General features: G+C 68.0%; 15 protein-coding genes. 8 read left to right on the top strand and 7 right to left on the bottom strand.

Annotated features, from left to right (window positions below):
• Position 1 precedes the first annotated feature (1 nt).
• Genes LDQ05_RS12240 through LDQ05_RS12225 form a run of 4 tightly spaced genes read left to right on the top strand, consistent with a single transcriptional unit; the run spans position 2 to position 3,379 of the window.
• On the top strand, positions 2-928 hold the full coding sequence (locus LDQ05_RS12240) for an ABC transporter ATP-binding protein (RefSeq protein ID WP_372461094.1): 927 nt from the start codon (positions 2-4) through the stop codon (positions 926-928).
• Complete coding sequence (locus LDQ05_RS12235; protein WP_226437237.1) at positions 925-1,686, top strand: ABC transporter permease; 762 nt, start codon at positions 925-927, stop codon at positions 1,684-1,686. The genes LDQ05_RS12240 and LDQ05_RS12235 overlap by 4 nt, the downstream gene beginning before the upstream one ends.
• Positions 1,683-2,777, top strand: coding sequence for a sensor histidine kinase (locus LDQ05_RS12230; protein ID WP_226437236.1), 1,095 nt, complete (start codon positions 1,683-1,685; stop codon positions 2,775-2,777). The genes LDQ05_RS12235 and LDQ05_RS12230 overlap by 4 nt, the downstream gene beginning before the upstream one ends.
• Positions 2,774-3,379 carry a response regulator transcription factor gene (locus tag LDQ05_RS12225; protein WP_226437235.1) on the top strand — a complete coding sequence of 202 codons (606 nt, stop codon included), beginning with the start codon at positions 2,774-2,776 and terminating at the stop codon, positions 3,377-3,379. The genes LDQ05_RS12230 and LDQ05_RS12225 overlap by 4 nt, the downstream gene beginning before the upstream one ends.
• A 184-nt stretch (positions 3,380-3,563) precedes the next feature.
• Here LDQ05_RS12225 and LDQ05_RS12220 read toward each other — a convergent pair whose 3' ends face one another.
• On the bottom strand, positions 3,564-4,373 hold the full coding sequence (locus LDQ05_RS12220; RefSeq protein WP_226437234.1) for a MerR family transcriptional regulator: 810 nt from the start codon (positions 4,371-4,373) through the stop codon (positions 3,564-3,566).
• Positions 4,374-4,409: 36 nt separating this feature from the next.
• Positions 4,410-4,910 carry a VOC family protein gene (locus tag LDQ05_RS12215; RefSeq protein ID WP_226437233.1) on the bottom strand — a complete coding sequence of 167 codons (501 nt, stop codon included), beginning with the start codon at positions 4,908-4,910 and terminating at the stop codon, positions 4,410-4,412.
• A gap of 334 nt (positions 4,911-5,244) precedes the next feature.
• On the opposite strand from LDQ05_RS12215, the gene LDQ05_RS12210 reads away from it, so the two are divergent.
• Positions 5,245-5,484: a hypothetical protein gene (locus tag LDQ05_RS12210; protein WP_308013208.1), complete on the top strand. Its 240-nt coding sequence runs from the start codon at positions 5,245-5,247 to the stop codon at positions 5,482-5,484.
• A 52-nt stretch (positions 5,485-5,536) separates the two neighbouring features.
• Entirely contained in the window at positions 5,537-6,673 is a 1,137-nt protein-coding gene (locus tag LDQ05_RS12205) for a 3-ketosteroid-9-alpha-monooxygenase, oxygenase component (protein ID WP_226437231.1), read from the top strand.
• A gap of 30 nt (positions 6,674-6,703) precedes the next feature.
• Here the strand turns inward: LDQ05_RS12205 and LDQ05_RS12200 are convergent, their stop codons facing one another.
• Positions 6,704-7,291 carry a TetR/AcrR family transcriptional regulator gene (locus LDQ05_RS12200; RefSeq protein ID WP_226437230.1) on the bottom strand — a complete coding sequence of 196 codons (588 nt, stop codon included), beginning with the start codon at positions 7,289-7,291 and terminating at the stop codon, positions 6,704-6,706.
• Between the two features lie 111 nt (positions 7,292-7,402).
• Between LDQ05_RS12200 and LDQ05_RS12195 the strand changes: the two genes are divergently transcribed.
• Positions 7,403-8,191 carry an SDR family NAD(P)-dependent oxidoreductase gene (locus LDQ05_RS12195; RefSeq protein WP_226437229.1) on the top strand — a complete coding sequence of 263 codons (789 nt, stop codon included), beginning with the start codon at positions 7,403-7,405 and terminating at the stop codon, positions 8,189-8,191.
• A 6-nt stretch (positions 8,192-8,197) separates the two neighbouring features.
• Here the strand turns inward: LDQ05_RS12195 and LDQ05_RS12190 are convergent, their stop codons facing one another.
• The 4 genes from LDQ05_RS12190 to LDQ05_RS12175 form a co-directional block, all read right to left on the bottom strand.
• A complete protein-coding gene (locus LDQ05_RS12190) occupies positions 8,198-8,938 on the bottom strand; it encodes an IclR family transcriptional regulator (RefSeq protein WP_226437228.1) in 741 nt (246 codons plus the stop codon).
• A 142-nt stretch (positions 8,939-9,080) separates the two neighbouring features.
• Positions 9,081-9,743 (bottom strand): IclR family transcriptional regulator, encoded by a 663-nt coding sequence (locus LDQ05_RS12185; protein WP_226437227.1) that lies wholly within the window; start codon positions 9,741-9,743, stop codon positions 9,081-9,083.
• A gap of 164 nt (positions 9,744-9,907) precedes the next feature.
• The gene (bphC, locus tag LDQ05_RS12180) at positions 9,908-10,810 is read right to left on the bottom strand and encodes a biphenyl-2,3-diol 1,2-dioxygenase (protein WP_226437226.1); all 903 of its coding nucleotides are present in this window, start codon (positions 10,808-10,810) and stop codon (positions 9,908-9,910) included.
• 29 nt (positions 10,811-10,839) lie between these two features.
• On the bottom strand, positions 10,840-12,012 hold the full coding sequence (locus LDQ05_RS12175; protein WP_226437225.1) for an acyl-CoA dehydrogenase family protein: 1,173 nt from the start codon (positions 12,010-12,012) through the stop codon (positions 10,840-10,842).
• A 243-nt stretch (positions 12,013-12,255) separates the two neighbouring features.
• On the opposite strand from LDQ05_RS12175, the gene LDQ05_RS12170 reads away from it, so the two are divergent.
• Positions 12,256-12,741: a nuclear transport factor 2 family protein gene (locus LDQ05_RS12170; RefSeq protein ID WP_226437224.1), complete on the top strand. Its 486-nt coding sequence runs from the start codon at positions 12,256-12,258 to the stop codon at positions 12,739-12,741.
• Positions 12,742-12,817: the final 76 nt, after the last annotated feature.

Raw genomic sequence — 12,817 nt, 5'->3', positions numbered from 1 at the left:
CGTGGAACACACAGAGGCCGCAGCGATCGAGCTGTACGACGTCGTCAAGACCTTCCGGCCGCGAGGCGCCGACGAGGTGCGCGCCGTCGACCACCTCGACCTGACAGTGCGGCGCGGCGAGGTCGTCGCGCTGCTCGGTCCCAACGGCGCCGGGAAGACCACCACCCTCGACATGGTGCTGGGCTTCACCGAACCCACCGCGGGGGTGGTGTCGGTGTTCGGGAAACCGCCACGGCACGCGATCGCCGCAGGCCAGGTGTCTGCGGTACTCCAGACCGGCGGGCTGCTGCGCGACCTCACCGTCCGCGAGACCGTTGACATGATCGCCTCGACGTTCCCCCGGCACCGCGACGTCGACGAGGTCCTCGAACGGGCCGGGGTCGCTGCACTCACCGGCCGGATGGTGTCGAAGTGTTCGGGCGGTGAGCAGCAGCGACTGCGGTTCGCATTGGCGTTGCTGCCCGATCCGGACCTGCTGATCCTCGACGAACCGACCGCCGGGATGGACGTCGGAGCGCGCCGCGACTTCTGGGCCACGATGCACGCCGAGGCCGACCGAGGGCGCACCGTCGTCTTCGCCACCCACTACCTCGAAGAGGCCGACTCGTTCGCGGATCGCATCGTGATGGTCGCCGGAGGGCGCGTCGTCGCCGATGGCCGGACCTCCGAGATCCGCGCGCTCGCCGCCGGACGGATGGTCTCCGCCGACATCGCCGACGGACGCGAGGACGACGTGCGCGCGGTGTTGGCGTCGCACCCCGGTGTCGCGGGTATCTCCGTGATGGGCAACAGGATCGAAGTCAGGGCAACGGATTCCGATGGGGTGGCTCGGACGCTCCTCGTCGACCTCGGTGCCACCAACCTCGAAATCACCGGTGGTTCGCTCGAAACCGCGTTCCTCACCCTCACCGAGAAGGTGCCCGCATGACCACTACGTTCATCCGCCTCGAATTGCGCCGCAAGTTCCGTGATTACGTGAGCGTCTTCTTCATCGCGATCCTGCCCGCCTTCTTCTACATCATCTTCGGTGCATCGCAGTCGTACGCATCCGAATCGGCCGGCCACGGCAACGTCGCCATGTACATCATGATCTCGATGGCCGCATACGGCGCGGTCACCGCGACCACCGGCATCGGCGGAATGGCCGCCGTCGAGCGCATGCAGGGGTGGGGGCGTCAACTCGGTCTGACGCCACTGACCGATGCGGGATTCGTCGCGATGAAGGCGACCGTCGCGTTGGTGTTCGCCGCCATTCCCATCGCCCTGATCTTCATCCTGGGTGTGTTCACGGGAGCATCGGGGCAGTGGAGCGCCTGGATTCTCAGTTCGATCGCCGTGCTCGTCGGCGCCGCCGTGTTCTCCGTGTACGGCCTGATGTTCGGTCTCGCATTCCGATCGGAGGCCGCTGTCGGCGCCGCGAGCGGCAGCTTGGTGGTTCTCGCGTTCCTCGGCAACATCTTCATTCCGCTCTCCGGCACCATGCTCGCCATCGCGAAGTTCACGCCGCTCTACGGCTACGTGGCGCTCGCCCGGTACCCGCTGACCGAGGGTGTCCTGATCGACGGCAACGGCGACGCCCTACCCGCCGAGCCGCTGTGGGTGCCGCTGCTCAATCTGTCGGTGTGGGCGATGATCTTCGTGGTTCTCTCGACATACCTGGTGAAGCGAGGACGGGGACGACAGTGACCGACAAGCAACACACCGACCCGCACGGTGAGGACCCGTGGGACCGGTTCGGGTGGTTCATGGCCACCGTCTGGCTCCTGTTCCTGTTCTACCCGCTGTCGGAGGTGCTGACCACGGGTTCGGCGCTCGGCAGGACCCTCGCCACGGTCGGCGTCGCCGCGTTCGCGCTCGTCTACGTCCACGGATTCCGTGCGCTCCACAAGGGGTCGGTGCCGCCCGCGCGGATCGCTGCGATCCACCTGCCGTTGCTCGTTCTCCTGATCTGCGCGGTGGGCCTGCACATCGGTCCGGGCGCGTTGGGTATGGGCGCGTTCGTCGTGTCGTTCGCGATGTTCACGCTGACGTTCGTGCCCAGGATGACCGTCCTCGTCGTCGCCGCCGCAGTGTGCCTGCTGGTGCCGTGGGTGAACGGCACCCTGCGCGACGACTTCTTCTACACGCTGATCGTCGTGCTGGTGGGTGCGATCACCGCGGTGATCCGCGCGGTCGGCGACCGGGACGACGAATACCGCGCGTTGCGCAACGAACTCGTGATCGCCGACGAACGCGACCGTGTCGCCCGCGACGTGCACGACGTCCTCGGGCACAGCCTCACCGCGGTCACCGTGAAGGCCGAACTCGCCGAACGTCTCGTCGACATCGACCCCGACCGCGCGAAGGCCGAACTCGCGGCGATCCGTTCGTTGACGCGGGAGGCGCTCGGTGAGGTCCGCGCGACCGTCTCGGGGCTGCGGATCGCCCGCCTCGGCGAAGAACTCGACCGGGCCCGCAGCGCACTCTCGGACACGGGAATCGCCGTCGACGTCCGCGGCGCGCCGGACACCGTCGACCCGCGGCACCGGATGGTCGCGGCGTGGGTGCTCCGCGAGGCCGTCACGAACGTCATCCGGCACAGTCGCGGCCGGCACTGCACGATCGAACTGCGCTCCGGTACGCTCCGCGTCGTCGACGACGGCGCCGGACTCGGCGGCGGCACCGAGGGCAACGGCCTGCGCGGTGCCCGCGATCGGGTGCGTGCGGCCGGTGGGGACATTCGCCTCGGTGCAGGTCCGGGCGGTCGGGGTACGGAGGTGGAGGTGGTCTTCGGATGATCCGACTGTTGCTGGCCGACGATCAGGCGCTCGTGAGGGGCGCCCTCGCCGCGCTGCTCGAACTCGAGGACGACCTCTCGGTCGTCGCGCAGGTCGGGCGCGGCGACGAGGTGGTCGACGCGGCCCGAACCAGTGGGGCGCAGGTGTGCCTGCTGGACATCGAGATGCCCGGCCTCGACGGCATCGCCGCGGCCGCGCGGGTGGCCCGGGAACTGTCGGGCGTACGGACCTTGATCGTCACCACGTTCGGGCGCCCCGGCTACCTGAGGTCGGCGCTCGAGTCGGGTGCCGCGGGGTTCGTCGTCAAGGACACGCCGGCCGCCGAACTCGCCGCCGCCGTTCGGCGGGTGAGTCGCGGTGAGCGCGTCATCGACGCTGCGCTCGCCGCCGAATCGATAGTCGGCGGGCACAATCCGCTCACCGATCGTGAGCGCGACGTACTGCGCGCCGCGCTCGGCGGCGCAACCGTTGCGCGGATTGCCGAGAGCGTGCACCTGTCGTCGGGTACCGTGCGCAACTACCTGTCGTCGGCGATCGGGAAGACCGGAACGACGACGCGGATGGAAGCCGCGCGACACGCACAGCACAACGGATGGATCTGAGCCGCACGCGAGGCCGTCCTCGACCGGAACGTACGTCACGCCGGTGATGGTGATGGTGATGACGGTGGTGGTCGAGCCGACGACCACCGCGGTCGCCACACCCGTGTGCGAGCGAACGTATCGTTCGGTCGATTGATTCGAGCGAACGATACATTCGCTCACCGGCGTGGGGGAACAACGACATTCATTCCCATGTGGCGGTCGACGGGTCGGCTCCGTGCGCACGGGCATTCGCGTCGATCGCCGCGCGCAACCACACCGCCAGTCCGGGGGCGACGGAATCGTAGTGTGCCGCATACTCCCGGTCGGATTCGTACATCCTGCCCAAACACACGTGCATCGAGTGGGTACAGGTGAAGTAGCGGTCGATCGACGCGCGGTGCCGCTCGGCCAGCTCGTTCGCCTCGTCCGATCCCGGCTCGACGCCCCGGCGCACTGCGTCGGCGAGTGCGTTCTCCAGTGCGGACACGTCGTCGGCGATGCGCCGCCAGTCGTCGGGAGACCGATGCGCGGAGCGCTCCGCGTACTCGGCCCACTGGTCGGTGTCGGCCCAACGGTCGCGTGCCCGGCCGGCCCACGACGGTTTCCAGTTGTCGCCGAAGATCGCGATCTGCTCCTCCGCAGACAGGAGCAGCCCTCGTTCGTGCGCGTCGAGCATCCTGTCGAGAGCGGCGGTCATGTTCTGCAACTGCGCGATCCGATCGGTGAGTTCGGCCCGCTGCCGGCGCAGTTCCGACACGGAATCCGACGTGTCGGAGTCGAGGAGCGCTCGGATCCGGTCGAGTGTCGATCCCGCTGCGCGATGGACCAGCACGCGTCGGATACGCGCGAGGTCGTCCGGACCGTACCGACGGTATCCGTTGGGGAATCGGTGGGCCGGGGAGACGAGCCCGATGTCGTCCCAGTGGTGAAGCGTCCGGACGGTGGTTCCGGTGAGACGGGCGGCGACCCCGACGGTCACGCCGTCGGGGTCGGGCCTCGTGTGTCCGGTCATGACGTCCATGGTGTTGCTTTCACGGCTGTGTTGCGTTCACGACGAGGGTACGTCGAACCCGATGGCGCGGAGGTTTCGGGCGGTCTCGCTGTCGGGGTCGAGTTGCATCGCTGCCGTGAAGTTCACCCGGGTGTTCTCGGGGGTGCGGATCTCGAGGTCCGTGGTGTTCCACGGTGTGACGCGCGGACCGTCGGTCGACCCCGGCGACAGCGCCGTGCAGGCACGAGCGATGCCGTCGAGTTGGTCGAGCAGGCACGCGAAGCCGACTGTCGCGGCGGGGAGGTCCGCGGCCGGTTCGCCCGCGACCAGCAGCACGTCCTGGAACGCCCACCGGCGCAGATGTGTGAGTTGTCCGGGAATGGTGAACAGGTCGATGAATCCGAGGCCGTCGGTCCAGAAGTCGACGGAGGCGTGCAGGTCGGCGGTCGGGACGGTCACGAACATGGGCATCCCGTAGATGCCGCGGTAGACACCGGGATCCTGTGCGTCGGGTCCGGGTGCGGGGACGGGGCTGAGGTCGAAGGCGTCGAAGTTCATGACACCGATCGTCGAGCCTCACGCAACGTGAGTGTCAAGTCGCCCGACCCCCGATGAGCGAGTGGTACACGCGATCGATTCGATCGAGCGAGCGATACGTTCGCTCGATCCGCCGGAGGCGGACACGTTCGCTCGGGCCGCCGGAGGCGGATGCAGTCGCTCGGGCCGCCGGAGGCGGATGCAGTCGCTCGGGCCGCCGGAGGCGGACATCGGCGTGTTCCGCTGGGCTGAAACGGTGTGGTCGCCACCACATGTGCGTTCCTAGTCTCGGGTCATCCGAGGAAGGGAAACGGACGAAATGCATTCGCTCGCATGCCAGAGGTGTGGTACCCGCGTGCTCGTCGCCAAATACAGCCCCGCGCACACGAGTGTCCAGTGGACCGAACCGTCGGGGCGGGTGTGTCGGGAGCTCACCGAGGCCCGCACGGTCGACCCCACCGCCTATCTGATGCGGTGCACGGCGCTCGACGAGGCCGTCGATGCGGCGGTCGCGGCCGGTGACGTTCCCGAGAGTCACCGAGTCGAGCCGGTGATGCCGCCGCTGCCTTCCGAGGACGGCGTCGCCGCACGGTGACGATCGTTCGGTTGTTCCCCACCAGCCCAGCCCACTCCACCGGAGGACATCAATGACCGTCGAACAGGATCGTATCGAGATCCGCAGTATCGAAACCGGCACCAACCCGACACGTTTCGCCCGCGGCTGGCACTGTATCGGCCTCGCGCGGGATTTCCGCGACGGCAAACCGCACCAGGTCCAGGCGTTCGGTACCGACCTGGTGGTGTTCGCCGACACCAAGGGCGACCTGCACGTTCTCGATGCCTTCTGCCGGCACATGGGCGGAAACCTCGCGCGCGGCGAGATCAAGGGCGACGCGATCGCGTGTCCGTTCCACGACTGGCGGTGGGGTGGCAACGGTCGCTGTACGGAGATCCCCTATGCCCGTCGCACACCCAAGGTGGCGCGCACCAAGGCGTGGCTGACGATGGAGAAGTTCGGTGCGCTGTTCGTGTGGCACTGCCCGCAGGGCACGACGCCGCCGGACGAGATCACCATCCCCGAGATCGACGGCTACGACGAGGGGGAGTGGAGCGAGTGGACGTGGACGTCGATCCACGTCGAGGGGTCACACTGCCGCGAGATCGTCGACAACGTCGTCGACATGGCGCACTTCTTCTACGTGCACTTCCAGATGCCGGAGTTCTTCAAGAACGTGTTCGACGGTCACGTCGCCGGTCAGCACATGCGCTCGTACGGGCGTGACGACATCAAGACCGGCGTGCAGATGGATATTCCGGACGCGCAGACGATCTCGGACGCGTTCTACTACGGACCGTCCTTCATGCTCGATACGCTCTACACCGTTGCCGACGGCGCGACCGTCGAGTCGAAGCTCATCAACTGCCACTACCCGGTCACGAACAACTCGTTCGTGCTGCAGTTCGGCACGACCGTGAAGCGGATCGAGGGCATGTCGGAGGAGCAGACCGCGGAGATGGCGACGCTGTTCACGGATGGCCTCGAAGAGCAGTTCAAGCAGGACATCGAGATCTGGAAGCACAAGAGCCGCATCGAGAATCCGCTGCTCACGGAGGAGGACGGCCCGGTCTACCAGTTGCGGCGCTGGTACCAGCAGTTCTACGTCGACGTCGAGGACGTCACGCCCGACATGACGCAGCGTTTCGAGTTCGAGGTCGACACCACCCGGGCCCGGGAATCGTGGCACAAGGAGGTCGAGGAGAATCTCGCGGCGTCCGGCAACTGATCACGCGGTGACCCGTTCCGGCGGGGCGGGTCACCGCGCGCGGTTGCGCATCCCGTCGACGAAGACGGTGACGATCGTGGCCGCGAGATCGGCGTGGGTGTGTTCCGGGCCCGCCGTGTACCAGCGTGACGCGTGCCAGAGGACGTCGTAGAGCATCTCCTGGAGCGTGTGGGGGTCGACGTCGTCGCGGAGGCTGCCGTCGGCGACGCCCTCGGCGATGGCGCCGCGCCAGGCCTCCTCCATCTCGTCGGCGGTGTCGGCCATGTCGGCGGCGATGAGCAGCTTGCGCATGTAGTGGTGTTCGCGCCGCCAGATGGCCGTCGCGCCGTGGTATTCGGCGGATGTCTCCAGTGCGATCGTCGCGAGTGCTTCCATGCGTTCGATGGGTGGCAGCGACCGTGCGACCAGATCCCGGCATCGTGCGGTGAGGTCTTCGATGTACTCGCGGATGAGTTCGGTGACGATGGCGTCCTTGGACGGGAAGTAGTGGTAGAGCGCGCCGGAGTAGACACCCACGGCGTCGGCGATCTGCCGGATCGTGGTGGCGGCGATGCTCTTCTCCGCGAAGATCTCGGCCGAGCGGTCGAGAATCTGTCGTCGTCGTTCCTGGGGGTCCACCCCGGTCACCTCCCCTGCTCGACGGCACGCCACGTGCCTTCGAGCATTGTGCCACACCCATTGATCAATCGATCAATGGGCTTCGAGTTTCCACGAGTCCAGGAGTTGCGTGTGACCACACGACAGTCCGTCACGACCGTCTTCGACGGGGCGCTCGCCGGGCGAACCGCGATCGTCACCGGTGCCGGTCAGGGTATCGGGCGCGGAATCGCGCTCGCGCTCGCCTCCGCCGGTGCGCGCGTCGCGCTCGTCGGCCGCACCGAGGCGACGATCGAGGCCGTGGCCGGCGAGATCACGACACGTGGCGGCGAGGCCGAGGCGTTCGTGTGCGACGTGTCCGACGGGAATGCCGTCGCACGGCTCGCCCCGGCGGTCGTCGACCGGTTCGGGTCGATCTCGGTCCTCGTCAACAACGCGATGTCGGCCGCCCACGGTCTGCTGCTCGACGTCGACGAGGACACCTACCGTGCCGCGTTGGACTCGGGTCCGACCGCGACGTGGCGGATGATGCGCGCGTGCCATCCGCATCTGCGGGACGGTGGATCGGTCGTCAACCTCGGATCGGCGGCCGGGATCCGCTGGGACCCTTCGGGAACCGGTGCGTATGCCGCTGCGAAGGAAGCGGTTCGGGTGCTGACCCGGACGGCGGCGTGCGAGTGGGCGTCGGACGGGATTCGCGTCAATGCGATTCTGCCGCTGGCGGGTTCCGGTGCGATGGAGCAATGGTTCGCGCGTGATCCCGATGCTGCGCAGGGTTATCTCGCGACCGTGCCGTTGCGTCGACTCGGGGACCCCGAGACCGACATCGGACCGGCCGTCGTGTTCTTGTGCAGTGATGCCGCGCAGTACATCACGGGGCATTCGCTGGCCGTCGACGGTGGTCAGGCGCTCGTGCGCTGAGGGTCGTCAGCCGGTGCGTCGTGCTCGGTCGGCGCGGTGGAAGATGCTCCAGATCGTGCCGGCGGCATGGCGCACCGGCGTCGCGAGTCGGACGAGGTCGACCCGGTCGACCGGTCCGGTCAGCGACAGCGCACCGACGCACGTGCGTCGGTCGCCGATCGGTGCTGCGATGCAGGCGATTCCGCGCACCGATTCCTCGCGCTCCTGGGCGATCCTGCGCTCACGGGCATGTGCGATCTCGCTGCGCAGACGATCGCGGTCGAGGTCGGGTACGGGGTACGGCGCACGCCCGTCGTAGGCGCGGGTGTGCGCGAGGATCGCCTTGCCGAGGGCCGTGCGGTGGGCCGGCATCCGTCCGCCGACCCGGGACGGCAGGGGGATCGACTCGCACCCGATCTTGTCGAGATAGCGGATGTGATTCCCATCGAGGACGGCGAGGTGCGCGACGAGTCCGGTGGCGGAATGCAATTCGGTGAGCACGGGATGCGCGGCTCGGTGCAGGCCGTCGCGGTCCTGGGCGAGTGCACCCCATTCGAAGACCGCGCGACCGAGGACGTAGGCCCGTCCGTCGCGTCGGATCCAGCCGCAGTCGGCGAGTTGACCGAGCAGGCGATGGACGGACGATCTCGGCAGGCCGGTACGGCCCGACAGTTCGGACAGGGTCAGCCGCGGGCGGTTCTGGAACTCGTCGAGCAGTTCTGCGACGCGATCGATGACCGCCGCGGGAGAGTCGCCACTGTTTCGCACGAAACCTCCACAAGGTCGATTCGGCCCGGGGCGGGGATCCGAATGTCATTGATCAAGCGATCAATCAATACGACAGAACTGTAGCAGCGATCACACTCGGCGTGAAGGGGTGAAGCGGAAACCGCAGGTCGAGCCTTCGGGGTCAGCGGGGCGAGCGCATCGCGACGACCGCGACGGCGTCCCGCAGGAGCCTGCCGACGTCCCGCGGTTCGCACACCTCGATGCCGGTGACCGAGATCGCCGCCGTCTCGCCGCACCCGCTGTCGAACGCGGCGGCGATGCATCGTGCGGGTTCGTCGACGCCGGTGGGGCGGATGCGGAGCGGCGCGTGGCCCTCGTGGAGTGACGGAGTGCCGCCGCGGTGCGCCGACAGCGCGCGGCCTTCGAACGTCGACTGCACCGGTCGTCGCTCGCCCACGCGCGTGGCCACGTCGTCGGCGCGGCGACCACCGGTCTTCTCCAGGTAGAGCACGCTGTCGCCGTCGAGAACGGCGAGTTGTACGACCAGGCCCGTGCTGTGCCACAGACCGTGCATCACGGGCAGTGCCGCGCGATGGATGCCGTCGTAGGAGCGCGCGAGACCGCCCAATTCGACGAACTTGGCGCCGAGCCGGTACGACGTGCCCTCGCGGTCGATCCAGCCGACCTGCACGAGTTGCAGCAGCATGCGGTGGGCGGAGGATCGCGGAAAACCGGTGTGCCGGGCCAGTTCCGTGAGGGTGAGGCTCTCGGCGTCGCGGAACGGCGCGAGCAGCGCGGTGACGCGGCCCATGACGGTGGTGGGCAGCTCGGTGGTGACGGTCACGGAGGGCTCCCTTCGGATGGTGCCGATCGGCATTGATCAGACGATCAACGGGAATGGGGTCGAATGTAACGCCGCGCGGTGACGAACGGAAGTGGTGCGACCGCGGAGCGGAACCGCGAAAAGGGGCGCCACGACCGGTGTCGTGGCGCCCCATCGGTGCGGTGTCAGCCGGCGAACGCCGCGAGCGGTTCCGAGCCGGACTGGTCGTGACCCCAGTAGGCGTCCGCGGTGATCTCCTCCGCGGTGTAGTGCCGTTCGTCCACGAGCATGCCCTCGGTACCGAATTCCAGATCCCAGCCGCCGGGTGCCCGGACGTAGAACGAGATCATCTTGTCGTTCGTGTGCCGGCCCAGCGTCGACGAGATGGAGAACTCCATCCGGTTGACACGATCGAGCGCCTGCCCGACCGCGTCGAGCGTGTCCACCTCCGTCATCAGATGCACCATGCCCGGTTCCGCATTCGGCGGGGCGGGACACAGCGCCAGACTGTGGTGGCGTTCGTTGATGCCGAGGAAGCGGACCCGGGACACACCTTCCTCGTCCAGCCGGATCGAGCCGCGCGGCAGAAACCCGAGCACCTGCGTGTAGAACTCGTAGGATTCGTCGCAGTTCGGGGTGGGAAGGACCACGTGGCCGAGCCCCAATCCGCCGGTGAGCCAACGACCCCCGAACGGGGTGACGACGGGGCTGTGATCGAGCACCGGTCCGTGGAACACCTCGAGGCGCGTGCCGGCCGGGTCGTCGAATGCGATGGCGCCCTCCGCGTCGAGGCGGGACGCCTCCTGCCGCGACAGCACCTCGACCGCGCGCCCCGACTTCTCGACGGCCTCGCGGACGCGCTGCAGGGCGAATTCGTCGCGCACCTCCCAGCCGACGGCGAGCGCCCGGTCGGAATCGCCGGGCAACACGGCGATACGGGAGCGACGCTCGTCGACGCGCACGTACAGGGCGTCGGGGTCGGGACCCGAACCGACGGCCATGCCGAGACCGTCGACGAGCAGTTCGCGCCAGCGCGGCACGTCCGTCGACCGCACGCGGAGGTAGCCGAGACCTTTCAGTTCTGTCATCGTGATGTTTCCTCGAAGGTGAAGGGGGATCAGATCATTGCGCGGTAGGGGCCCTGCGGGTCGCCGCCGAGCTGGGTGAGGGCCGCGGAGTGGTAGATCATGCCCGGGACGTGGATGGCGTGGGTGAGACCGACGTGCGCGTCGCGCCAGAACCGCTGCATCGGTGTCTTGCGGTGCACGGCCGCCCCGCCTGCGCGGGCGAAGATCTCGTCCATCGCGCGCACCGCACGCCACGCGCAGGAGATCTGGGTGCGGCGACCCTTCGCGCGTTCCTCGAAGCCGATCTCCTCACCGCGATCCGTCATGTCCCAGAACCGGTCGACGGTCTCGAGCAGCGTGACGCGGGCGGCCTCGATGTCCGCGGCGGCCTCGCTGATCGCGTACAGGACGTACGGATCCTCCTTGATCGGGACGCCCGTGACCTGGACGCGTTCCTTCTGTGCCGCGATGTGGCAGGCCAGCGCACCCTCGGTCATGCCGATCAACGACGACGTGATCCCCAGCGGGAAGATGTACGAGAACGGGAACTTGTACAGCGTCTCGTCGCGGCCCGCGTGACGCCAGCCGTTGCCGCTGAGGACGATGTCGGCGTCGATCGTGCGGTACTCCGGGATGAACGCGTCCTCGACGATCAGGTCCTTCGAACCGGTGCCGCGCAGACCGATGACGTCCCAACTGTCGGGGTCGATCTCGTAGTCCGACCGCGGAAGCAGTACGTGCAGAACCTGGTCGGTGCGGTTGCCGTCCTTGTCGCCGACCGCGGCGCCGATCATGATCCAGCCGCAGTGGTCGGTTCCGGAGGAGAACGCCCAACGACCGTTGAGGACGTAGCCGCCGTCGACGGGCACCGCGACCCCCATCGGGGCGTACGGCGAGGCCATCCACATGTCACCGTCTTCACCCCAGATCTCCTGTTGGGCACGCTCGTCGAAGAAAGCGAGTTCCCACGGGTGGACGCCGACGATGCCGGCGACCCAGCCGGTGGCGCCATCGAGGTTGCCGATGGCCATGACGGTCTCGGCGAACTCGCGCGGATGCGCTTCCTGACCGCCGAACTCCTTCGGCTGGAGCATGCGGATGACGCCCGAGTCACGCAGGTGCTTGGCGGAGGTGTCGGGCAGGCGCATGAGCTCGTCACCCGTTGCGCCTTCGGCGCGGATCTCGTCCGCGTGTTCCATGATCCTGTCCAACGTACGGCCCATGAGGCGACCTTCCTCGGAATCGGCTCATGCGGAGCCGGCGGAAATCGGAGTGGCATCGAGACTTCGGACCTGTCGGACCGTGTGTCGGGGTGCCGTCCCGAACGGTTCCAGGCGATTCGACGCGGCGCCGCCGTGTTTCCGTTGAACGGAACCGGCGATGCGACATCGTGCCGCGGACGGTAGACAGATGACTGCACCGGACTCGATCGTCGCGGTGTGCCGTACCCGACGAAAGGACTCCCGATGGCCGATGCGGACGCCCGGATCGACGCTCTTGTCGAGCGCATCCGACTGCTCGAGGACAAGGCTGCGATCCAGGAGACGCTGTCGGCCTACGGACCGGCGGTCGATGCCGGCGACGCCGACGCCGTCGGTGCACTGTGGACGGAGGACGCCGTCTACGACATCGACATCCGTGTGATGGAGGGGAACGACGCGATCACCGAGATGGTGCGCACCCGCCCCCACCAGGACTACATCACCGAAGGCTGTGGGCACCTGATGGATCCGGTGCACATCCGGGTCGACGGCGACACCGCTGTCGCGACGTGCCATTCGCTGCTGCTGCGCCGCAACCCGGACTCCGATTCGTTCCGGGTGTGGCGGGTGACCGCAAACCGGTTCGACATGCGCCGGGTCGACGGAACCTGGAAGATCGCGCGGCGCACCGCGCGCGTCCTCGACGGGAGCGAGGAGGCCCGCGCGTTGCTGGCGCGCGCGTCGCGCTGACGCCGGCGCGGTTCTGCGCCGCTGCCGCTCACCCCACCCGTGCGCGTTTCTGGTGGCTCCAGCTACCAGAAACGCG

It is taken from the genome of Rhodococcus yananensis (genome assembly GCF_020515525.1).
Taxonomy (GTDB): domain Bacteria; phylum Actinomycetota; class Actinomycetes; order Mycobacteriales; family Mycobacteriaceae; genus Rhodococcus; species Rhodococcus yananensis.
Note: the sequence above shows the minus strand (reverse complement) of the source record. Positions and strands in the feature narration are given on the sequence as shown.

Bases quoted from the DNA above. Each gene is read 5' to 3' on its own strand.
- LDQ05_RS12235 (WP_226437237.1), top strand. From the start codon at position 925: ATGACCACTACGTTCATCCGCCTCGAATTGCGCCGCAAGTTCCGTGAT.
- LDQ05_RS12225 (WP_226437235.1), top strand. From the start codon at position 2,774: ATGATCCGACTGTTGCTGGCCGACGATCAGGCGCTCGTGAGGGGCGCC.
- LDQ05_RS12220 (WP_226437234.1), bottom strand. From the start codon at position 4,373: ATGACCGGACACACGAGGCCCGACCCCGACGGCGTGACCGTCGGGGTC.
- LDQ05_RS12215 (WP_226437233.1), bottom strand. From the start codon at position 4,910: ATGAACTTCGACGCCTTCGACCTCAGCCCCGTCCCCGCACCCGGACCC.
- LDQ05_RS12205 (WP_226437231.1), top strand. From the start codon at position 5,537: ATGACCGTCGAACAGGATCGTATCGAGATCCGCAGTATCGAAACCGGC.
- bphC (WP_226437226.1), bottom strand. From the start codon at position 10,810: ATGACAGAACTGAAAGGTCTCGGCTACCTCCGCGTGCGGTCGACGGAC.
- LDQ05_RS12175 (WP_226437225.1), bottom strand. From the start codon at position 12,012: ATGGGCCGTACGTTGGACAGGATCATGGAACACGCGGACGAGATCCGC.
- LDQ05_RS12170 (WP_226437224.1), top strand. From the start codon at position 12,256: ATGGCCGATGCGGACGCCCGGATCGACGCTCTTGTCGAGCGCATCCGA.